This window comes from Cyclonatronum proteinivorum (assembly GCF_003353065.1).
Lineage (GTDB): Bacteria > Bacteroidota > Rhodothermia > Balneolales > Cyclonatronaceae > Cyclonatronum > Cyclonatronum proteinivorum.
Window position 1 is genome coordinate 657,869 of the sequence record NZ_CP027806.1, and the last position, 21,564, is coordinate 679,432.

At 49.3% G+C, this 21,564-nt stretch carries 16 protein-coding genes and 1 pseudogene; 11 read left to right on the forward strand and 6 right to left on the reverse strand.

Going from position 1 to position 21,564, the window contains the following annotated elements:
- The 4 genes from CYPRO_RS02475 to CYPRO_RS02490 all read left to right on the forward strand — a co-directional run bounded on the left by CYPRO_RS02475 (position 1) and on the right by CYPRO_RS02490 (position 4,309).
- Positions 1 to 690 (forward strand): c-type cytochrome, encoded by a 690-nt coding sequence (locus CYPRO_RS02475; RefSeq protein ID WP_114983121.1) that lies wholly within the window; start codon positions 1 to 3, stop codon positions 688 to 690.
- Positions 691 to 936: 246 nt separating this feature from the next.
- Entirely contained in the window at positions 937 to 1,692 is a 756-nt protein-coding gene (locus CYPRO_RS02480) for an outer membrane beta-barrel protein (protein WP_114983122.1), read from the forward strand.
- Positions 1,693 to 1,761: 69 nt separating this feature from the next.
- On the forward strand, positions 1,762 to 3,855 hold the full coding sequence (locus CYPRO_RS02485) for a heavy metal translocating P-type ATPase (RefSeq protein WP_114983123.1): 2,094 nt from the start codon (positions 1,762 to 1,764) through the stop codon (positions 3,853 to 3,855).
- Positions 3,856 to 4,012: 157 nt separating this feature from the next.
- The gene (locus CYPRO_RS02490) at positions 4,013 to 4,309 is read left to right on the forward strand and encodes a type II toxin-antitoxin system Phd/YefM family antitoxin (RefSeq protein WP_114983124.1); all 297 of its coding nucleotides are present in this window, start codon (positions 4,013 to 4,015) and stop codon (positions 4,307 to 4,309) included.
- A gap of 292 nt (positions 4,310 to 4,601) precedes the next feature.
- Here CYPRO_RS02490 and CYPRO_RS02495 read toward each other — a convergent pair whose 3' ends face one another.
- Positions 4,602 to 5,960, reverse strand: a complete 1,359-nt coding sequence (locus CYPRO_RS02495) for an IS1380 family transposase (protein WP_114983125.1) — start codon at positions 5,958 to 5,960, stop codon at positions 4,602 to 4,604.
- 169 nt (positions 5,961 to 6,129) lie between these two features.
- On the opposite strand from CYPRO_RS02495, the pseudogene CYPRO_RS16960 reads away from it, so the two are divergent.
- A pseudogene (locus CYPRO_RS16960) lies at positions 6,130 to 6,348 on the forward strand (type II toxin-antitoxin system RelE/ParE family toxin); the annotation flags it as partial.
- 25 nt (positions 6,349 to 6,373) lie between these two features.
- On the opposite strand, the gene CYPRO_RS02505 reads toward CYPRO_RS16960, so the two are convergent.
- The 4 genes from CYPRO_RS02505 to CYPRO_RS02520 all read right to left on the reverse strand — a co-directional run bounded on the left by CYPRO_RS02505 (position 6,374) and on the right by CYPRO_RS02520 (position 10,569).
- Complete coding sequence (locus CYPRO_RS02505; RefSeq protein WP_114983126.1) at positions 6,374 to 7,558, reverse strand: IS4 family transposase; 1,185 nt, start codon at positions 7,556 to 7,558, stop codon at positions 6,374 to 6,376.
- Between the two features lie 77 nt (positions 7,559 to 7,635).
- Complete coding sequence (locus CYPRO_RS02510) at positions 7,636 to 8,088, reverse strand: DUF1016 N-terminal domain-containing protein (RefSeq protein WP_114983127.1); 453 nt, start codon at positions 8,086 to 8,088, stop codon at positions 7,636 to 7,638.
- Between the two features lie 154 nt (positions 8,089 to 8,242).
- Positions 8,243 to 9,139 (reverse strand): ZIP family metal transporter, encoded by an 897-nt coding sequence (locus tag CYPRO_RS02515; protein WP_114983128.1) that lies wholly within the window; start codon positions 9,137 to 9,139, stop codon positions 8,243 to 8,245.
- Between the two features lie 143 nt (positions 9,140 to 9,282).
- Complete coding sequence (locus tag CYPRO_RS02520) at positions 9,283 to 10,569, reverse strand: serine hydrolase domain-containing protein (protein ID WP_114983129.1); 1,287 nt, start codon at positions 10,567 to 10,569, stop codon at positions 9,283 to 9,285.
- Positions 10,570 to 10,892: 323 nt separating this feature from the next.
- On the opposite strand from CYPRO_RS02520, the gene CYPRO_RS02525 reads away from it, so the two are divergent.
- The 5 genes from CYPRO_RS02525 to CYPRO_RS02545 all read left to right on the forward strand — a co-directional run bounded on the left by CYPRO_RS02525 (position 10,893) and on the right by CYPRO_RS02545 (position 20,075).
- Positions 10,893 to 13,040, forward strand: coding sequence for an ATP-binding protein (locus tag CYPRO_RS02525; RefSeq protein WP_240644897.1), 2,148 nt, complete (start codon positions 10,893 to 10,895; stop codon positions 13,038 to 13,040).
- Positions 13,041 to 13,121: 81 nt separating this feature from the next.
- Positions 13,122 to 13,745 (forward strand): CPBP family intramembrane glutamic endopeptidase, encoded by a 624-nt coding sequence (locus tag CYPRO_RS02530; RefSeq protein WP_164682475.1) that lies wholly within the window; start codon positions 13,122 to 13,124, stop codon positions 13,743 to 13,745.
- Between the two features lie 281 nt (positions 13,746 to 14,026).
- The gene (gene gyrB / locus CYPRO_RS02535) at positions 14,027 to 15,949 is read left to right on the forward strand and encodes a DNA topoisomerase (ATP-hydrolyzing) subunit B (RefSeq protein ID WP_114983132.1); all 1,923 of its coding nucleotides are present in this window, start codon (positions 14,027 to 14,029) and stop codon (positions 15,947 to 15,949) included.
- Between the two features lie 65 nt (positions 15,950 to 16,014).
- On the forward strand, positions 16,015 to 18,567 hold the full coding sequence (gyrA, locus tag CYPRO_RS02540; protein WP_114983133.1) for a DNA gyrase subunit A: 2,553 nt from the start codon (positions 16,015 to 16,017) through the stop codon (positions 18,565 to 18,567).
- A gap of 953 nt (positions 18,568 to 19,520) precedes the next feature.
- A complete protein-coding gene (locus tag CYPRO_RS02545; protein WP_114983134.1) occupies positions 19,521 to 20,075 on the forward strand; it encodes a hypothetical protein in 555 nt (184 codons plus the stop codon).
- Positions 20,076 to 20,116: 41 nt separating this feature from the next.
- Here the strand turns inward: CYPRO_RS02545 and CYPRO_RS02550 are convergent, their stop codons facing one another.
- Positions 20,117 to 20,866, reverse strand: a complete 750-nt coding sequence (locus tag CYPRO_RS02550) for a WbqC family protein (protein ID WP_114983135.1) — start codon at positions 20,864 to 20,866, stop codon at positions 20,117 to 20,119.
- Positions 20,867 to 20,974: 108 nt separating this feature from the next.
- Here CYPRO_RS02550 and CYPRO_RS02555 point away from each other — a divergent pair, with 108 nt between their 5' ends.
- Positions 20,975 to 21,529 carry a hypothetical protein gene (locus tag CYPRO_RS02555; RefSeq protein ID WP_114983136.1) on the forward strand — a complete coding sequence of 185 codons (555 nt, stop codon included), beginning with the start codon at positions 20,975 to 20,977 and terminating at the stop codon, positions 21,527 to 21,529.
- Positions 21,530 to 21,564 lie beyond the last annotated feature (35 nt).

Consider the following 21,564-nt stretch of genomic DNA (forward strand, 5'->3'; position numbering starts at 1 on the left):
ATGAGCGATCAGAATAAAAATAACGCAAATTTCCAGGACCGGGAAGATAACCGCAGCATGCAGGATATCCATTCTGCTGCATTCCGCGAACAGCCCCTGCCCGAAGAAGGCAACGAACGCGGTCCGGTTTGGATGTACGCTGTGATCATACTCACCTTCGCCTTTGGCTTTTTCTACATTGGCCGGTATCTCGGCGAAGTTTCAGACCGCGCGCACGTACTTTTTACGGCACCGCCTTCTGAGGTAGTGGAGGAGATTGAGCTTGACCTGATTACGGAAGGGCAGCGCATTTACGGGCGGGTGTGTCAGGCTTGTCATCAGGCGAACGGACAGGGTATTGCAGGCGTATTTCCGAGCCTTGCCGGTGCCGAATGGGTGGTCGAACAGCCGGATAAATCTGTACTGATGATCCTTAACGGACTGCAGGGTGAGCTTGTGCGCGAGCGGGCGACCTACAATGGTGTCATGCCCGGCTTTGCCCGGCAGCTTGATGATTTCGAGATTGCCGCGGTAGTGAGCTATATCCGCAACGCATTCGGCAACGAAGGCAGCGAAATCGACCCGGACCGTGTGGCTCGAATCAGAGAGCTCACAGCTGATATCAGCGGAGCCTATAACCCGCAAACGCTGGTCGAAACTGCTGCACGCATTGAGGCTGACTTGCCCGAACCAACGGCCGAGGCGTTGTAGTGCACGGCTCTCATCGCGGGCTGAATTGTTCCTGATAAGGTCAGGTCAGGCTTTGCAGGTTTTTCATCACAGAGAGGAATAAAAAAGTCCGCAGTTTGCTCCGGCAGCTGCGGACTTTCATTTTAAGGATGTAAGCGCTGCTTTATCTGTTCAAATCTTCTTATCCTTACACTGCTCAGCTTTTTGTTAATCGCAATTTTGTGACGGAAACCACAGATTTTGAACGCACGGATTTTGGATATAAGCATGAATACAAAGAAAACTACTAAAAGACAGATCATGCAGTACCTAAGCGGGTTTTTAATAGTCGTATGCTGCCTGGTTTGTGTGAAGGATGTACAGGCACAGACGATTTACGGAAAGCCATTTGATCTGTGGCTCGGATTTTCCGTAACTAATCAGACCATCAGTTATTCTGGTTCTGATTTTGCTGCACGTAACGATCAGCTGGACTACAAAGCGGGTGCCAGCCTCCATGTGCACCTGAACTGGTATTTCTATCCAAGACTTGCCCTGCGTACAGGACTGACGTATCAGTTCTTTGACTGGACCTTTAAAGACACGGAAATGCCGCAAACGGATGAAACGGGTAATCCTACCGGGAATGTGATTTTTAGCACCATGACGCGGGGTTTCAACATCATGTATTTGGGTGTGCCCCTTCACATCCGCTTCCACCCCTACGCAGATCATTTCTACCTTACTGCCGGTACGGATTTCTGGTATAAATTTCGTCACAAAACAGGCCAAATCGATACTTTTTTAACCGGTGCAGAAGATGGCTCGCTGGAGCTGCTTACCTCTCAAAGATATTCGACCCCCGGTTTCGCTGAAGATTTTGTCATTGCTGGTCTGGCCGGTTTAGGGTTTGAGTTTAAAGCTGAAAATCTGAAGTTTGGCGTAGAACTTAACGCCCGGCGAAACCTCACGCCTTTTTTTGACAGAGGTGGTGTAACCCAAAATTTCACGCAGTACGGGCTGAGCCTTTCCCTACGCCTTTAAATCATTCATTGAACCAAGGCCAAGAATTAAAGAGCGCTCCCTGCCTGAAAGAGAATAAAAAAGAAAGACATGCCTGCCTGTAAACACTGCGGCCTGCCGGTGCAGGACTACACCCAAAGCAAACGTGATTTGTTTTGCTGCTTCGGATGCAAAATGGTGTATGAACTGGGCATGGAAACCGCTGACGGCGGACCGAAGCGAGTTGCCGCACCCACGGCATATAAACTGCTGGTACTCCGCTGGGTGTTTGCGTTCGTGCTTTCGATGTTTCAGGTGTTTATCAGTATCACCATTTTCTTTGAAGGAGAACGTGCGCCGGTTTTTCTCGGATGGGTCAATTTTGTGCTGGGGACAGGCGTGCTGCTACTGCTGGGTTCCTCCTTCCTCCCAAACCTGTGGCGTGAACTGCGTGCGCTGCAACTGAGCCTCGCAAGCCTCATCTTTACCGGAACCACGGCCGCCTACGGACTTTCCGTTTGGAGTGTCTTCACCGGCCTGGGTGAGCCCTACTTTGAGACGGCTTCGATGATTCTCACCTTTTACATCGGGAGCTTGCTGCTCGATGCGCACTTCAAACGCAAGCTTGCGGCCTACGGGAAAAGTTTTGCCGATGAAACGCCCCCCGAAGTGCTGGTGCAGGGAACAAACGGCACTGCTGTGCGGCAGCCGGCTTCTGAAGTCTCGCCAGGTGAAACCATTTTTGCCGAGCCCGGTGCGCAGGTCTGGTTGGACGGCATCGTAACAGGCGGGGAGGGTTTGGTGGATGAAGCGCACCTCACCGGAGAAGCCGAGCCGGTGCGGAAACAAGCCGGCGACCGCATCCGCGCCGGAAGCCTGAGCATTGACGGCGGCCTCATCCTTCAGGTCACCGCCGCTTTTAGTGAAAGTTCCCTGCAGCAGTATCTGCGAAAAGTACGCGAAAACCGCTATCAGCCGGGCCGGTACGAGCGCATGGCCTACCGCGGTGCGAGTCTGCTGCTTGGCTTTGTAATGCTCACCGCTGCCGCCGTGCTTGTGTACTACGTGAACACCGCAGACTGGCAGATTGCCCTGCGCAACACCCTGGCCGTACTCCTGATTGGCTGCCCCTGCGCGTTCTCCATTTCAACTCCGGCGGCAGTCTGGATTGCCAATCAGCGGCTGCAGGACAGCGGATTGCTCGTGTTAGGCGGCGGTCAAACCATTGAGCGCCTTTCCGACATTGACCGGGTGGTATTTGATAAAACGGGAACCCTTACCGAAGGATTGGGTCTCACCAATCCGGAAAGCGGTAATCCGGATCGTTTTCCGATAGAGGAAAGCCTTTGTCTGGCCGGCGGCCTTGAAGCGCAGCAACAGCATCCGATGGCCAGGGCTATTCGCAGCTTTTTGCAGCAAACGGGTCTCGATCCGGCACCGGTACAGCAAACCGAACTGCTGCCGGGGCTTGGTCTGCAGGGCCGCTGGCAGGGGAAAAATTTGTTGCTGGTCAACCATACCCATCCCGTAAGTGCGCCGCATTTGCAGCCGGGTGAGCTGGGTTTGTTTGAGGATGGTGAACTCCGGCTCCGGTTCCGGTTCTGGCAGCCGCCCAAAGCACAGCTCGCACGGGTCTGGAAAAACCTGAGTAGCGATGGCATTCCGGCCATCATCCTCACCGGCGACCCGGGTCTGCCGCCGGACTGGGCTGCCGGTACCAACTACCGCGCCAGTCAGTCGCCCGAAGATAAATTCGGCATGGTTCGGGCTTACCGGGCAAAAGGTGAGCGGGTGATGTTCGTAGGAGACGGCACCAACGATATGCTGGCATCCGGCGCAGCTGATGTCGGCGTCGCGATGGCGAATGGCACATCGGCAGCGAAAGAAGCCGCGGATATTATTATGCTGCACCCCAACCTGATGGTGCTGCCCGTTGCGCTCCGTTTTGCACGCAAGGTAAAGCGGAAAATCCGCCTCAATTTCTTTTGGGCGCTCATCTACAACATTGTAGGCATGAGTATTGCCGCGGCGGGTCTGCTGCACCCCTTTTTCGCCATACTCGCAATGATTCTCAGCTCTCTCTTTGTAACGCTTAACTCCCTGCGCATCCGAACGCTCGAACCGGAACTATCGCAGCTCGCAGGTGCGGTAGGGGAAGGGGTGGCTTCGCCTGTAAAAAAATGGGAGACGCCTGAACTCAGCTGAGGTTAAATTCTGATGGATGGTTCATGTTGAAAGTGTCGAAGGAAAAAAGACCTTAGAACGTATTTTCAGCATAATTAAATTTCATGGTCTTTTTTTGATCGTAGTTTTAGATTAGTATTGACAATACATCAAAAAAAATCTAAGCATCGAACTTATAATGTCTTCAGCAGCACGGATTGATAAAGAGCAGGACATTCAGCCACTTTCAGCATTTCGTAAGAATGCCACTGATTTTATAGAAAAAATAAAAAGTGAAAAACGCTCCATTGTTCTGACACAAAATGGTAAGCGTGTCGCCGTTTTGGTAGAAGCATCTGAATATCAGCGCATGCAGGATAAGCTTGCGATGATGGAAGATCTGATTGAGGCAGAACGGCAAATTGCGCGGGGAGAGATAGTCCCGCATGATGAAGCAAAAAAACAAATTCCGGAAAACCTTGCCCGGTGGAAATAGTTTGGACGAATCAGGCCCTGCAAAGACTCAATCCTGAATCCGTGAAAAGTTTTATTTGACAGGTATTTTGCGGTCAATACAGGCAATAGCTGTTAGAAATATCGCTCACTCAGCTTGATGTAGCTCACCAAAGTCGTTCATTACGATCAATTCAATCCCCGCAAGACCTCTTCAAGCACCGTTTTTGCTCTTGTTTTGGCGCTAGAATGCATACCAATGCCTCAATGCCTGCATGGGCTTTGTTTCACTTGCTGTTTTGCCGTCTGTTTTCTATCCCAAACTGTATGCTGTGCTACCCGCGAGGTAAAAGTTTGAGCGCCATGACAGGCGCTGCCCAGCCGTGACCTTCAAAAATGCGGATGATGGTTTTGCGTGCATGTTGAACCAGCCGTCCCGCCATATACATCAGGTTCTGGATGACGGTGCGCAGCCGAAGCCGTTTGCTCCTGGCTTTTCGCCCCGGCACCAGACCTGTTTTTAGCATGCCTTGCCCCGCCAGTCGCAATAAATTAAAGGCTATCATGCTCATATCCAGCACGTGCTGGTTGACCCTGAATTTACCCGAGGGGAGTCGCTCTACATCCATATCTGTCTTGAGTTCACTGTGGTACTGCTCGCTGGTACCCCGCTGCTTGTAGAACTCATGTATCTGCTCCGGGGTCCAGTCCAGGCTCGTCCAATACGCATCGACGGTGATCATAGCCGGAAACATATACTGCCCGTCCGTGCGGGCAAACCGCTTGGTAACCCGGAACACAATCCGGCAAGTCTTCGGATCATCAGGGGTGTCACTATGTCCGGGAATCTGTACTTGCTTTTGTCCGTACCATGCCCGTGCGCCTATATCTACGTACTCGCCATCGGCTCCGCCGTTTTGCTTCACAGCCAGATCCAGCCACTCCTGCGGATCCTGATTGCGTAGGTTGCACTTCACAACAAAATCAGTATCCTTCTGGCGCATAAATAACCTGACATTGACGCCACTATCGTTGCCCGAGTCGGTCACCACAAGCCGCTTGTGGCTGGTCATACGCTCAGCCATATCCATGGTCTGCCTGAACCACGCATCGGTGCCGGGTGTGTTGCTGTGCGCCGAGCCGTTGCGCAGCTCGTTGTTTATCATCAAACCATACGGACCGATGTAGCCAAGCATGGGCGCATAGCCCTCAAACTGTTTGTATGTCCAGTCTACGCCTTCTTTGTGGCTATTGGAGTTATCCATGGGTGAGACATCACAGTGAATTACCGCCCAGGTCTGCCCGTGCAGATCTTCGGTCAGCAGGTGAGGATGAGCTGCCAGCAGGCGGGTGTTGAACGCACGAAATACCTTATCCAGTGACTCCGGGCATTGCTCAAGACGCTGGCGCAGGGTTTCCGGTGAGGGGGTCTTTTTTATTCCCAAGGCAGTGGCAAATACGGGATCGGCACGATATTCAGCTATAGCGTCAAACTGAGGTTTACCGACCGACAACAGCCCAATCATGGCCTTAATGGTATCAAGGGTGGAAATATAATTCTTGTTGCGGGGCAGCGAACAAAGGCCATTGATGTCATTGGCCAGCACGGGATCATCAAGGGCCTGACCAATAAAAGCCAGACCTGCATGAGAGGTAATTGGTGTAGAGGTAAGCTCAAATTGTATTTTTGGCATGCTCAAACGATTATATAAGGGTTCACCGGTTGGGTGAAAATACGCAGAATCGCTAAAGCTAGTAATACAAATATGTTAGGCTATGAATTGGCGAGGTTGCTCACGGATTGAGGTCAATGAATACATTTATTGCATTGCAAGATAGGATGTTGCGACAGCTGAAAAATGGGCGCTTGGTATTATAGAAAAAACAGATTTATTAGTAGAACAGCCTGAATCAGGCAGGATTGTACCGGAGTATGGCGACCCTAAGCTGCGTGAGCTGATTGTTGGTAGCTACCGGCTTATATATCGGATTCGCAAAGAAGAAAATACGGGTAGTATTTTAAGCCACAGCTGTCCAAAACGATTTAAAATCTGGGAAATACCGATTCGTGCGGCTGTTTAGGACAGATTATATCGATTTTAGCAAATCAATCCCCCCACTCAAATAAACTCATCTGTATGGGGGCTGTTTCAACAACGGTTTCTGGTGGTTTAAAAGGCTCGTTCAGCAGTTTTTGCAGATCAAACTTCACGAACAGGTTTACCCGAAGAAAGGCAACCATGTTGGACAAACACCAGCCATAGGTTGCGATGGCCTTCATGTACTTCAGGATCAGGATCGTAATCATTGCTGTCCAAATCTGAATAAGCACGGCATTGGTCGTGGTACCCAGAAATGATTTGATTTTGAGTAGCTGCTTGATGTCTTTGAAGAACTGTTCGATATCCCAACGGGCTCTGTACAGCTCACTGATGGTGTTTGCTGTCCAGGAAAACTGGTTGGTGATCAGTTCGATGGTTTGATCTTTTTCGGCGTCATAAGCCACCACCCGGCGTAATTTAGCAGGATAGTTCTTATAGCTTTCAGGCTTGCTCAGTTCGACATATTCATCGATCAGTATGTGCTGATGGCGGTTGTCTGGCAGAGGTTTTTCGGCGAGCCGCTTGAACTGGACAGATTTTTTAAGGCGTATCACAAAATAGCTGCCCTCGGTTTTCCATCGGTACAAGGTCGGAAAATCAACATAAGCGCGGTCGGCAACGACTACTGAATCCGCTGGCAACGACAATGTTTTGGCAACAGTGGAGTCGTGCGGCTTGCCATCGGTCATCTGTATAAAAACCGGCAGGCAACCGTCATAATCCAGCAGGGTATGTAGTTTTATGGCGCCCTTCTTTTTGCGGAATTTGGCCCAATCGTACAGACCCAGACATAAACTGATGGTCGTTGAATCCAACAGCAGGATCTTGCTTTTGATCCTGAAGCGGGTTTGTCGGAAACGCCCCATTGCAGCCAGTTTCTTCATCATCACAAAGTAGTAGTCTTTGAAAAGGCCCCACTCGCGATGCTTATTTTGATAGGAAAGCGAGGATTTACAAGGTGCTCTGTTGACACCTAAATGGTTAAGATTGCCACTGGAGGATTTTAACCCGTTACAAACATCTCGCAGGGAACTTAACTTGGAGAACTGGCAAAACAGCATAGTCACCAAATGAGTCCAGCTGGTAATACCCTTAACATGTTTGTCTGAACTGTATTTTTTAACCAGCTTTTTGAAGCCTGGTCGGTCCAGGGTCTGCATAATCTGCGCAAATAACGTTACATTGGCCATAGTCAGTGATATTTTAGGTTGGGTAGGACCTCCTAAAATAACAAAGCCCCGGCTTCGGGGCTTTCACTGGCTACTTTTCAAACGTTTTGGACAGATGTGATTTTAAGCGTATCCCTACCCCATCCGTTTGCAATGGTTTTTGTGCAGTAAAACTCTGCTTCATCAAGGTTTTTTACCTTTGAAATGATTACCCGATTGTGCCCCCAAGGTATTTGTGCCACAGGCTGTGGCACAAACTCATATTTTTGAGAATAAAATCTGTACCATTGACTCATGGCATATAAATTCCTTCTTGAAAAACCTTTGATTTGGGGAAATTCCGGTTTGAGTTCAAAAGCTGTTTTTTCGATAAAATTACTTCCCCAATTTGCTTTTTGCTGCTTCTCAGCAATTGATTTTCCTATTTCCCAATACAGTTCAATTAACTGAGAATTTATTGAAAAGGCGACCTTTCTGTGCGCTTCATGTATTTTGGATTTTAAATCGCTAATCCAGTTGACAAATTCTGAAATATTTATTTCGTCACCCATGTATTAGGAAATTTAACGTATTAGTTAGTAGCGAAATACTGTCATACGCTCTGAAGTGCATAAACAATAAATATATAGAAAGCTATGAACTTCCTGTACAGATAAGCACTCATTATAATTATCTAATGAAATATTTAAATGTGGCCTGCTGCACTCAGTGCAGCCACAACTGAAAACCAATCATCCCAAGTGCCATCAGAACCATGAGGCCGTAAACGATGGGGGCGGGGGTTTCTTCGAGGGCTTCGGGGAGGAGTTCGCGGGCGACCATCCACAGCATGGCGCCTGCGGCGAGGCCGAGGCCAAAGGGCAGGAAGAGTTTGAAGGTGAGTACGAACCAGAAGGCGGGCACGGCCATGAGCGGCTGCGGAAGGCTGCTGAAGATGCTCCAGCCAGCGGCCCCGCGAATACTGCTGCCGCGCGGTAACAGTACGAGGCTGATGGCCAGACCTTCCGGAATATTGTGTATGGCGATAGCGATGGTGATGAACACCCCGAAAGCTTCCGTTTCGCCGTAGGAGACGCCAACACCTATGCCTTCCGCGAAGGAGTGCGCGGTCATGATGCCGACAATCAGGAGCATTTTGACGGCATTGGCGCCCTGAATGCTGCCGATGGAAAGATCATCTTCCCGCCCTTTCAGCATTTTATGGGCCGCTACCACCAATACGGCACCGGTTATCGCGCCGGCAAGGGTGCGCAGCAACGGCTGACTCACATCCCCGATGAAAGCGCCTTCAATCAACAGTCCGATACTTGCGCCCAGCATGAGGCCGGCGGCAAGCGCGTTTCCGTAGCCCAGCCAGCTTTTGCCGATGTTTCGGGTAAACAAAAACGGAAGCGCGCCAAACCCGGTTGTGAGGGCGGTGATGCCGGCAGCCACAAAAACGAACAGCGTGGTGATGTTGCCGGTACCGGTATGCTGCCCCAGCCAGACCGAAGCCCAAACGACAAGTCCGACGAGCAGCAGTGCGGCCAAGCCGTCAAGCAGCAGGTTGTCGCTGTAGGCGCTCTGATTTTTACCGGCAGTTTTTTGGGTTTCCGGCTTCATTGTTTATTGCTATTGGAATGTGGACGGAAAATGGGGAGACACAGGTCTTTTCAGAAGCTACTTTAAACCCTTCCTTGTCCAAGTTTTGAACCCCTATTTGAAACCGGAACACTTCTAAACTGATGGCCACGGGTTGCGTGATCTCATTGCTCGCTGCAGCATGAGCTGCCCCCAAGGTTTTCTGCTGCCTGCGTGAGACCATCCAGAAAAGCGCTTCGGTGTGCGCTGTAAGCGCTGTTTGTGGCTTCCGGCCAGGTGCTCTGTATGGCTACGACGAGGTTCATTTCCGGATTGAGGTGCAGATGCTGTCCGAAGATGCCGGAACCTGCAAAGCGATCGTCGGTCATAAGCCACCAGAAATACCCGTAGCCCCGATTGGCAGGGCTTGGGTTAACGGATTGTCCCATCCAGCCTGCGGGCAGGATTTGGGTGCCGTCGGCGTTTTGGCCTGCGTTCAGGGCGAAGTGCCCGATGCGGGCGTAGTCGCGCAGGCTTGCGCTGATGCAGCACCCGCCGTGTTCTATTTCATCTTCCCCCATCAGACTCCATGAAGCCGGATGCTCCATGCCGAAATCGAACCACAGCTTTTGCTGTGCATAGGCCGTGAGGGATTGGCCCGTTGCACGGCTGAGAAGCACGCCTGCGAGGTTGGTTTCGCCGGTGCTGTAGGTAAACACTGTTCCCGGCGCAGCAGCTCGCGGAAGTCCGCCCATGTAGGCCACAAGTTCCTCCGCGGTGCTGATGTGTTCAAGCTGCGCGACATCAGAATCGGGATCGGTGTAGTCTTCATTCCAGGCTACACCGGAGGCCATGTGCAGAAGGTTTTCAATGGTGACTCCCGCATAAGCCGAGCCCTCAAGCTCAGGGAGGTAGAGGGTCACGAGATCGTCTGTACTGCGAATGAAACCATCCTGAACAGCTGCGCCAAACAGCATGGAAAGCACAGATTTGGTGACAGAAAAGGAAATCCACGGATCGGTTTCATTGCGGCCTTCGGCGTAGTGCTCGAGTATGATTTGGCCGTTTTTGAGTACGATAAGTCCGCTCACATCGGTCTCGCGAAGGAAATAATCCAGATCGCGCGCGCCATTATTATAGAGGTAAAGTACATCGAAGGGTTCGAGAAGGACATCGGCCTCAGGCAGCGGAAAGGGGGTTTCAGAAGGGTGAAGAAAACGAACCGGGCCGATATGATGGGTATTGCGGTAGCCGAACCGCATTTGATCCTGATCCCAGAATAAAATACCGGTTTCCCGCAGGGTATCCGCCATATCCTGCTCATCCTGACTTAGCGCAGCTTCCGGGAAAGAGCGCTGCAGAACAAGGTCCTCGAAGCTATGATCTGTTTGAGAATCGGTGCCGCAACTGAAAAGCAGGAGCGTGCTTATAAGTAAAAGCTGAAAAAAAGAAGGTCGGGGTAAAGCGATCATAGCGCAGGTTTAATAAACATGAGAAAAATAGATCCAATAAAATAAGCTGAAAAAAATGGCAATGCGAACCGGAAACCATGCAGAAAGCTTCTGTACTTGCAGGTTTAATAAGCCCTGTTAAGGGAAATAGTTATAGGTAAGCATAAATTTACCTATTTTAGGATGCAATTAAGCTTGAAAGTGCAACCCCATTACAAGGCAGGCTGAACTGATACCATCTGAAAAATTAATTACCAATTGTAGCCTGTGCTTTCCGGATTATGTTTCTATTGCCAATAAATGATGTGTCGGTACAATGCTTAAACGGCAGGTGTTTGGGTCGCGTGGTACTGCCCTTGCTCTTGCTCTTGCTGTTGTTCGTTTTTGCGGCATGCGGTCAGGATGATATCTATGAAAATCTATCTGATGGAACTTACGAAGCGGAAATCCGGGCGCTCGATTCTCTTAAATCCGTACTAAATCAGGATTTCAGTACCGAAAACTTTGATCAGGCGATATTTCAGGTGAAGGAGCTGACGGAAGCTGATACAACCTCAGTTTTATATGTGTACGGTCTTATGTATCAGGGGTGGTTTCATTCGACCTTTCAGCGGTACGATCAGGCGCGGTATTATTTCACAAAAGGCTACGGGGAAGCCGAACAAGCTGGTCTGTGGGAGCTTGAAATAGAACTCGCCCCCGCCGCACTATTTATGTACACAACACTGACTGAGCTTGAAAAAGCAAGGCAGTTGTATCTGCGGCTTTTAAACCTGCGCGCGCAATATAGCTTTAATATGCGGCAGGAAAACCTGTTCAAAGCGGCTCAGGCGATGTGGCTGCAAAGTCAGAATCAAATGGCTGAAGCCCTCGAAGTTTATTTCGAAGTTGTTGAATGGTTTGAGAATGAAGGAGATGAATTCTACATCAGTAGCATGTATAATTCAATCGGGCTTGTGCTTTCACAAACCGGTAACTATGAAGAAGCTTTGGAATGGTTTGAAAAAGCTTTGGAGCGGCAATATAAGCGGCAAAACGTCGAGAACATCGACCGGACCCTCAATAATATGGGCTATGTATACCGCAGACTCGGAGACTTCGACCGCGCGATTATGTTTCTGAATGATGCTAAAACTTTTAATGAGGCGAGAGGCCGCAATCTGAGTGTCGTCCGCAATCTGTACAATATTGGTCAGGCCTATGCGCTGTCTGAGCGGTGGGATCAGGCGCTTGCTACCTTTCAGGATGGATATGAAATAAGTGCAGCAAACGACCTGAAACCGGGCATGGCTTTTCATCAGTTCGGGATTGCGACTGTTTCGTATGAAACCGGCAGGCCCGCTGCAGAAACCCTGGTGATTTTGAACGAACTGGCAGAGCTTATGGACAGGCACACCATCCGGGCCAATGCTGCGGATGTGTTTCGGATGCTGCATGAGCTGGAAGAAGCCGTTGGCAACTACGAGGCTTCCTTACACTGGTACAAGAGGTACCATGAACAAGTGCTGCTAACCGATGCAGAAGAGCGCAAGCTGGCTATTGAAAATGTGCTGATCCAAAATCAGCTTGAACGTGAAAAAGCGGAAAACGCCTTTTTGAGGGATACCCTCGAGCTTAAAAGACAGGCTGAAATCTCCTTTATCCTGATTCTTCTGGTTCTTTTGCTGCTGATAGCTGTAGCGGTTGGCTTTTTAATGTACTACCGCTATTCGAGCAATGAGCTGCAGGTTGTAAACCAACAGCTTCTCAGTCAGAGTGAGAGCATTGCTTCCAAAAACAAACAGCTTCAGGAACTGGCACAGGAGCGGCAGCGGCTCATCAATGTGATTATCCATGATCTGCGGAACCCGCTGAGTGTAATTGAGTCGCTCGATGAGCTGTTTGATCCTTCTGATGCGCAGGAAGCTGCAGAGATGAAAGACATCATGCTGCAGTCGGCCCAAAAAATGAGGCAGCTCGTAAACAGTCTGCTCACTATTTTTGAGGCGGAATCTGCTGATATATCGCGTGAGCTCAAGCCGGTTAGCATTCATCAGATGCTTCAGAAGATTGTGCACGAATACCGGCTCCTTGCTGATAAAAAAAATATACAGATTGTTTGTGAAGCCGATGAAATCACCGCTGTTTCACACCGCGCTACCCTCAACAGTATTGTTACAAACCTGTTGTCGAATGCCATTAAATACTCTTATCCGGATACGACCGTAACTGTCAACTTGCGCAAGCAATCGGACAGCTGGACGCTGCGTGTTCGGGATCAGGGGCAGGGCTTTTTAGAAAATGAGCGGGATAAAGTTTTCAGCCTTTTTGCTAAACTTTCGGCGAAACCAACGGCGGGAGAGTCGAGTGTAGGGGTCGGACTCTATGCCGTGAAAACATCAACCGAGCGACTTGGCGGTTCCGTTGAGATCAACTGGGCGTATCAGGATGGTGCTGAGTTTGTGTGTACCTTCCCTATTAATACAGAAAAGACTGTAGCACATGACGCATAATTCATCAGCTTTTTGGCTATTGCCGGACCTGCATGTACGTGAATGCGATGTGATGTGCGGATTCACCGGAAGGAGCCGCGCATGAATCCTTCAGATTCCGGAGAAGGTGTGGTTGACCGCAACCAAATGCTTCACATTGCCATGATCTCGGCCCTTGTCTGGCTCACGCTGGGCAGCCTGATTATATGGTTCACCGCTGATACCGATTTCCTGGGAATTTTACAGGAAGGTCAGCCTTTCGCTTTACAGCTTGCGGGCGGCATTACAGCCGGTGCGATAATGGGCTATGCCGGCGTGAAGTTGATGCAGGTGCCTGCCTTACGTGAGGTAGCGGAACAGTTTGGCATAGTTCGCATAATTAAGGAAGCCCGGCTTACCCGCAAGGATGGCATTTATATATCCGTTTCGGCGGGTATTTCAGAAGAATGGCTGTTTCGCGCGGCCATTCTTCCCCTCGCCGGACTTACCATTTCAACCGTGCTCTTTGTGCTCGTTCACGGATACATTAAATTCTCGAGTCGTGCGCACGTATTTTTTGCCCTGTTTATGCTGCTGCTGAGCCTTGTGCTGGGTCTGCTGTTTCTCTATCAGGGCATATTTGCTGCGATGGCTGCCCATGCCGTGTACGATATGGCTGCATTTTACGGCATCCGGCAGCACCTGCCGGAACAGGAAGAGAATGGGGCAGCGCCGCTTGAAAGCTGAAATCCGTTCAGAAAAACTCCGTTAAACAGAAAGGGTGGGTTGAATAGCTGTTTGTTATTGTTTTTACTTATTGTACGTCCTGGTTCAGTGCAGGCGGGCCAGAAGGTCAATGTTAAATAAAGGTTCACTCCCTGTATTTATCCACATTTTGAGCGCTTAATTTTTGGCTGTGTGAAGCAATCGCAGGAAAGGGTTGTATGCGTATATAGTTTTTGTATTTTGGCGGTTTTAAGGCTATTTTAAGCGGTCTGTTTAAATTCAACTTATATCAAGCATTCTGCATGTCAAATTCTAAACCGGCTGATTACAAAGCTTCGAATATTCAGGTCCTCGAAGGGCTCGAGGCCGTGCGCAAGCGTCCTTCCATGTATATTGGTGATACCGGCGTTCGCGGGCTTCATCACCTCATCAACGAAGTCGTAGATAACTCTATCGACGAAGCCCTTGCAGGGCACTGCGATTACATCAAATTAGACATCAACCCCGACGGCTCAATTACGATCACGGATAATGGTCGTGGTATTCCGGTTGACATTCACGAGAAGATGGGTATTCCCGCTCTTGAGCTCGTACTTACCAAGCTGCACGCAGGCGGTAAGTTCGACAAGGATTCTTACAAGGTATCCGGCGGTCTGCACGGTGTTGGGGTCAGCTGTGTGAATGCACTCTCGACCGATTTTGAAGCCATTGTGCACCGCGACGGTAAAATTCACCGCATGGCGTTTCAGCGCGGGATTACGACCGAACAGCTTCAGGTGATAGGCGAAACCGAGAAAAACGGAACGGTAATCCACTTTATGCCGGATCCGGAGATTTTCAGGCAGACCGTTGAGTTTAAGCTTGAAATCATCACCGAACGTATGCGTGAGCTTGCGTTTCTGAATCCGGAAATCACGGTTGAAATCAATGATTTACGCGAGGAAGAGCCGCTTCAGGAAATCTTCCATTTTGAAGGCGGGGTAAAAGATTTTGTGAAATATCTGGATGAAAACCGCGAGTCCCTGATGAATGACCCCATTTTTATCAGCGGTGAAATTGAAAACACCCCCGTTGCTCTTGCCCTGCAGTACAACAAATCGTACTCTGAAAATGTGCACTCCTTCGTCAATAACATCAATACGCATGAAGGCGGTACGCACGTGTCAGGGTTCCGTCGCGCCCTCACCCGTTCGCTGAAAAGCTACGCGGATAAGAACAAGCTCATCAAAGGTAAAATCAGCATCAGCGGGGAAGACTTTCGCGAAGGTCTGACGGCAATTCTAAGCGTGAAAGTCGCCGAGCCGCAGTTTGAAGGGCAGACCAAAACCAAGCTGGGTAACTCGGAAGTACAGAGCGCGGTCGAAGTGCTGGTGTATGAAAAAATGAACGAGTACCTCGAACAAAACCCGAAGGTTGCCAAAGGTATTCTGGAGAAGGTCATTCTCTCGGCCGAAGCCCGTGATGCCGCACGCAAGGCACGTCAGCTGGTGCAGCGTAAGAGCGCGATGACCGGGGGCGGACTGCCCGGTAAACTGGCAGACTGTTCCATCAACGATCCGGAGCATACCGAAATCTATCTGGTTGAGGGTGATTCTGCCGGAGGTTCAGCCAAGTCAGGCCGGAACAGAAGCTTTCAGGCGATTCTGCCGCTGCGTGGTAAAATTCTGAATGTGGAGAAAGCCCGTATCAACAAAATCCTCGAAAACAATGAAATCCGCGCCATGATTACCGCGCTGGGTGTCGGAATTGGGGACGAAAACGAAGCTGACATTTCCAAGTTGCGCTATCATAAAATCATCATCATGACTGATGCTGACGTAGACGGATCGCACATTCGCACGCTGCTGCTCACCTTCTTTTACCGTCACATGAGTCAGCTCATCGAGAACGGCTACATTTATATTGCAACTCCGCCGCTGTACAAGATTACACAAGGCAAAAAAATCGAATATGCCTGGGACGATGAACAGCGCGATCAGATCCTGAACAAATTCAGGAAGTCCGCGAGAAAAGCCGATGTATCCCGCTACAAAGGTTTGGGTGAGATGAACCCTGATCAGCTTTGGGAAACAACCATGGATCCGGAGACCCGCACGCTGCAACAGGTTTCGATTGAGAGCGCAGCTGCGGCAGACCGCCTTTTTTCGGTTCTGATGGGTGATTCTGTTGAGCCCCGCCGTGCCTTCATCGAGCGCAACGCCAAATACGCCAAGCTCGATATCTAAACCCGATTTTCATCAGGGATGGCAGGCTGAATGTTCGCCATCCTCAAAACTAATCTATTTTTTCGATGGCCCGAGATAACATAATTAAAGTAAGTATTGAAGACGAAATGCAGTCGTCCTACATCGATTATTCGATGTCGGTGATTGTATCGCGTGCCCTGCCCGATGTGCGGGATGGACTTAAGCCAGTGCACCGCCGCGTGCTGTACGGTATGAGCGAGTTGGGGATGATTCACAACCGTCCCTACAAAAAAAGTGCGCGTATTGTAGGTGAGGTGCTTGGTAAGTATCACCCGCACGGTGACAGCGCGGTGTATGACACGATTGTGCGTATGGTGCAGGATTTCTCCCTGCGCTATCCGCTGGTTGACGGTCAGGGTAACTTTGGCTCGGTCGATGGCGACTCGGCAGCGGCTATGCGTTACACCGAGGTCCGAATGAAGCGTATTGCCGAGGAGCTGCTATCAGACCTTAACAAAAACACCGTTGATTATCAGCCCAACTTCGATGATACGCTGAATGAGCCGGTTGTGCTTCCCTCCATGTTCCCGAACCTGCTGGTCAACGGCTCATCAGGGATTGCTGTGGGGATGGCGACCAACATGCCGCCGCACAACCTGCGCGAAGTGGTAGATGGTACCAAAGCGTACATCGATAACCCTGACATCACCATCGAGGAGCTGATGAAGCACATCACCGCCCCTGATTTTCCGACGGGTGGTATAATCTATGGTTATGATGGTGTGAAGGATGCCTATATGACTGGCCGTGGGCGCGTAGTGATGCGAGCGCTGGCAACGGTCGAGGAACTGCGCGGCAGCCGTGAGCAAATTGTGGTGAGCGAAATTCCGTATCAGGTTAACAAGGCGACGCTGATTCAGAAAATTGCCGAGCTCGTACACACCGATAAAATTACCGAAATTTCGGATGTGCGTGATGAGTCAGACCGCGAAGGGATGCGTATTGTGATTATGCTCAAGCGCGGAGCGATTGCGAGTGTCGTACTCAATCAGCTGTACAAATACACGCAGATGCAGCACACCTTCGGGGTGATCAATCTCGCGCTCGTAAAAGGGCGCCCGCAGGTGATGCACATCAAAGACCTGATCAAGCACTTTGTAAATCACCGGCTTGAGGTCATCATCCGTCGTACCATTTACGATTTGGATCAGGCAGAAGCCCGTGCGCACATTCTGGAAGGTCTCAAAATCGGGGTCGACAACCTCGATGAAGTAATCGCGACCATTCGTGCTTCCAAAAACGTGCCGGAAGCCAACGATCAGCTTCGCCGCAAGTTTGCGCTGACGGACCTGCAGGCCAAAGCCATCCTCGATATGCGCCTTCAGAAACTGACGGCCCTGGAGCGGGATAAGATTGACGGTGAATACCGTGAAATCATTGGTCAGATCAGCGAGTTTCGCCGGATTCTTGGCAGCACCGAAGCGCAGAAAGAAATTATCAAGCTTGAACTTGACGACATCCGTGAGCGCTACGGCGACGAGCGCCGTACCAAAATCGTGTACTCTGCCGATGATTTCAGTATTGAGGATATGATTGCTGATGAGGATGTTGTTGTGACGATTTCGAATACCGGTTACATCAAACGTACTCCGGTGAGCGGGTTCCGCAGACAGAAGCGGGGCGGCACGGGTATGAAAGGCGCGACCACCAAGGAAGAGGAATATGTGGAGCACTTGTTTGTGGCAACCAACCACAACTACATCCTCTTCTTTACGGAAAAAGGAAACTGTTACTGGCTCAAAGTCTATGAGATTCCTGAAGGAACCCGACTAAGCCGTGGTCGTGCAATCGTGAACCTGATTCAGCTTGAAAAAGGCGACAGTATCAAAACCTTTGTACCGGTCAGAACGCTGGATGATGAGGCGTATGTGAAAAACCACTACATCATCATGGCAACTAAGAAAGGTATTGTGAAAAAGAGCCTGCTGGAAGACTATAGCCGTCCGCGTCAAACCGGTATCATTGCGATCAAAATTGATGATGATGATGAGTTGCTCGGTGCAAGCCTCACAAATGGGAACAGCACGATTTTGCTGGCAGCCCGCAGCGGTCGCGCGATTCGCTTCATGGAGACCGATGTTCGTGAGATGGGCCGTAACACACGTGGCGTCCGTGGTATCACCCTCGATGGGGACGAAGATGCACTGGTCGATATGGTCGTGGTACAGAACACCAACGAAGCTACGGTGCTGGCAATATCCGAACACGGCTATGGAAAGCGCAGTCTCGTGACCGATTACCGCGAACAAAGCCGGGGCGGCAAGGGCGTAATTACCCTGAAGCGGACGCCAAAAACCGGCGATCTCGTTGCGCTGAAAGAAGTCAGCGATGTGGATGATCTGATGATTATCACCCAGAAAGGGAAAATCATCCGGATGCACTGCAGCGACATCCGTTCTATGGGGCGCAATACGCAAGGCGTTCGCATTATGCGACTCAGCGATGCTGACTCCATCTCCGGCGTAACCCGGGTAGTGAAAGATGATGACGACGGAGATAAAAACGGCGGGGATGACAACGGCGGCGGTGAGGGACCGGACTCATCCGATAAAAAGCCACTTTCCGGTCCTGGTGAGCAAGCTACCCTGGGCTTCTGATAATCAGCTAAATGTAAATGAAACAGCCTGTCTGGATTTTCCGGACAGGCTGTTTTTGTATGGATTAATCTTTTGGGAATAAGGAATCAATTCACTTGTGCGAAAGTCTGTTGGTTAACCCGCATTATTCACCAAGACAAATTTAAACTTACATTTAACAAATAAACTCTGTTTAACTGTGAATAATGAGCTTACTCCGAAAAGTCCATTTTGAGGGTTTTAACTCCTCTTTATTTGCAATAGAGGCCACTTTTTTTGCTGAAATTGACTTTTCGGAGCGGGCTCAATAATTCGGGTTAAATGTCATGCGGGTATCCCTTCCTAAAAAGCAAGGGGTTTATCTTAGGTTTATCAGGTCAGAATTAGCACGAAAAGCAGTGATGTTCACGGCGTTTCCCCAAAAAAATAACGCAGGAATAATGGGTAAGTTGATTCCGAATAGGGATGAGTGTCTGTATTGCAAAGGCACTTTTCGGTTGACCGGGATTCGTGTTTAGGTTTCTAAGAGTGTAAGTGTTCGGAGTTCTGAAATCGTCCGCATGAGCAATCGTTTACAGCTGTATCCGCAAGGGATTTGAAAGGTTAAACCTGATAATTGTGTAAATAAAAAATTACGAAATGGTGATGTAATGCGGACATGGAATGAGCGTTTAGCTGTCATCTTAATATTTAATGCGATAAGCTGAATCGATTAAATATATTGAATATATGTCGGGTAATTGGAGGAGGTAAGTGTACTTCATGCAGGTTCTTAATATTATGCATATTCCGGATGTCAGTCTCCGATACCCGAATGTTTTAATACTCTCAAGTAGAGGTATGATATTTTCTGTAGAGAGTTTCTGAGGCTGATTTTCGAATCATTCGCCTGCATAAAGGCTTTTGAAGTTCTGTATGTTCACCACTACAAAGAGTTTCAAATATCACAACAACAAAAACCATACTTTAAGACGATGAAAAAAATACTTGTCGCGATAACCATTGCTATGGTAGCAGGAATGTTACTTGTAGCATGCACCAACGGAAACACAGATCAAAGCTACGCAAATACAGCTGAAATGATTGAACGCGCCCAGAATGAATGGATAGCAGCGTTGGTATCCATCGGAGCAGCACACGCCGAAGGCGGAGATGCGGAAGCAAGAGCACGGGAAGTGCTGAACAATTACTACAACTTCCACAGTGCCCCGGTTTTGTTTAAGCCAACGCTTGCTTTCGGAGAGCAGACGTTCAGGCCCGATAAGCAGGGAGCCCTGGCCTATTTTGTTGGCGGTGACGCAGATTTCCCAAATGACGACGGCTTTGCACTGCGACCCTATGTTGATGGATTCGTCGAAATGGCCGACGTATTTATTCATGGTGATATGGCAATTGCTATGAGTAACATCACCCTTGAAGCCTACGACGGCAGTACAGTTACCGTAGATAAAACCTTCGGGTATATTCTGGATGAAGAGGGCAGTCTCAGAATTGTAACCCATCACTCTTCATTGCCCTTTGCCCCATAATCAATCTGGTTCAGTGAATCAGCAAAGCACAGGCGGTAGATCTATGCATCGCCTGTGCTTTTTTTATGGCTGTTATCCGGCTGAAGCTTTCCGATAATCTGATAGCTGTAGGGCCCGTATTGAAACAGCAGATCAAGCACCGAGCAGCCTGCAAAGAAATCTCCCCATGGCTGCCGATAGATCGGGTGCTCAAAATCAACTTCGCGGATTAAACCATAACCACAGCTGTCTATTTTTCTGTAGTAACTGCCCCGCTGTTCAATTTGAATCAGGGGTTCATTATTACTATGATGCGTTTTGAGTTGTTCCTGAAAGCCGGCTGTGCTGACCCGGCTTATTCTGTTTTCAAGAAGCGAGGTGATTTCAAGGTACCGGGAGATGCGCTCGTTGAGGTAGAAAATAATATCGGTTAAATAGGTCAGGCCTGCGGCATGTTCAAAATCGGCTCTGATCTCAGGCTGATAGAAATCATAAAACCGGCTGTTTCCATAGTTGACCTGCAGAACCTTCATGAATGCTTCAGGCCAATTGATATTCTGATTTATGCGCACATGCCTGATGGGCTTTTTTTTATCTTCGCTCAAAACGGGCAACGTCAGCCACTGAGATTGAGAAGCGCTCCGTATCTGAGCACGGTGTGCTTTTCCCTTTCTGGAAAAAGGCTCATTTGTGAGGTAGTAAGTGTGCGCGGCATTTAGCACCACAAAGAGATGTTCGAGATCAGGTATTAAAGCGGGCATCAGGCAGCCAATGGTGGTTTTGGTGCTCAGATGATGGTCTGTTTTGGCCATGAATCAGATTCCTGCAAAATTAAAGTAAAAAAATCAGTTGGCACTGTAAGGAAAAGGCGTGTTTTGACTCTGTATGAGAAACACACTAACTACAAAAGCTTTTTTCCTATGAAATATATTCTGACTGAACGCTATTTTTATATTCAGTTTAAAACTGAAAAAGACCGCTTGTTTCTGAAACGTGCCGACAGATTCGCATTTCTGAATGCCTGGAGAGCGTGTTTTACAAGCAAAATTAAAACCTGCTCTTATGCACTGGTTCCGGGTTGTTTTGGGGTAATCATTGGTTTAAATGCCAATGATGCTGAAGCTAATGAGGTGTTGTTCCATGTAAGCACTAAAGTGCGGGAACGCTTTATCGGCGTAATTTCAAAAACAGATCTCGAAGATTTTGTGAAGCATGCACGCATTGAGGAACTCGTTACAGAAAAAGAGTGTGTATATCGTGCTTTCGACCTGCATACCATGCCGCAGCGGTACAATGTTTCGACCGATTACAGAAGTTACCCGTTTTCGTCTTACCTGGCTCTTGCAACAGGCCGTCCAAGCAGTCTTGATCAGAAAACGGTATGGAACTGGTTCGGAGGCCGCTCACGCTTCAGTCTGTTTCATCAGGCCTATTATGGATGGGTTCAGCCCGATGTGATGATTGGCAGGAGCTAAGAAACGCTATGCCGGGTTTGTTACATGCAGCAGTG

Bases quoted from the DNA above. Each gene is read 5' to 3' on its own strand.
- CYPRO_RS02545 (WP_114983134.1), top strand. From the start codon at position 19,521: ATGAAAAAAATACTTGTCGCGATAACCATTGCTATGGTAGCAGGAATG.
- CYPRO_RS02520 (WP_114983129.1), bottom strand. From the start codon at position 10,569: ATGATCGCTTTACCCCGACCTTCTTTTTTTCAGCTTTTACTTATAAGC.
- CYPRO_RS02550 (WP_114983135.1), bottom strand. From the start codon at position 20,866: ATGGCCAAAACAGACCATCATCTGAGCACCAAAACCACCATTGGCTGC.
- CYPRO_RS02495 (WP_114983125.1), bottom strand. From the start codon at position 5,960: ATGCCAAAAATACAATTTGAGCTTACCTCTACACCAATTACCTCTCAT.
- CYPRO_RS02515 (WP_114983128.1), bottom strand. From the start codon at position 9,139: ATGAAGCCGGAAACCCAAAAAACTGCCGGTAAAAATCAGAGCGCCTAC.
- CYPRO_RS02555 (WP_114983136.1), top strand. From the start codon at position 20,975: ATGAAATATATTCTGACTGAACGCTATTTTTATATTCAGTTTAAAACT.
- CYPRO_RS02475 (WP_114983121.1), top strand. From the start codon at position 1: ATGAGCGATCAGAATAAAAATAACGCAAATTTCCAGGACCGGGAAGAT.
- CYPRO_RS02530 (WP_164682475.1), top strand. From the start codon at position 13,122: ATGAATCCTTCAGATTCCGGAGAAGGTGTGGTTGACCGCAACCAAATG.
- CYPRO_RS02490 (WP_114983124.1), top strand. From the start codon at position 4,013: ATGTCTTCAGCAGCACGGATTGATAAAGAGCAGGACATTCAGCCACTT.
- gyrA (WP_114983133.1), top strand. From the start codon at position 16,015: ATGGCCCGAGATAACATAATTAAAGTAAGTATTGAAGACGAAATGCAG.
- gyrB (WP_114983132.1), top strand. From the start codon at position 14,027: ATGTCAAATTCTAAACCGGCTGATTACAAAGCTTCGAATATTCAGGTC.
- CYPRO_RS02480 (WP_114983122.1), top strand. From the start codon at position 937: ATGAATACAAAGAAAACTACTAAAAGACAGATCATGCAGTACCTAAGC.
- CYPRO_RS02485 (WP_114983123.1), top strand. From the start codon at position 1,762: ATGCCTGCCTGTAAACACTGCGGCCTGCCGGTGCAGGACTACACCCAA.
- CYPRO_RS02510 (WP_114983127.1), bottom strand. From the start codon at position 8,088: ATGGGTGACGAAATAAATATTTCAGAATTTGTCAACTGGATTAGCGAT.
- CYPRO_RS02505 (WP_114983126.1), bottom strand. From the start codon at position 7,558: ATGGCCAATGTAACGTTATTTGCGCAGATTATGCAGACCCTGGACCGA.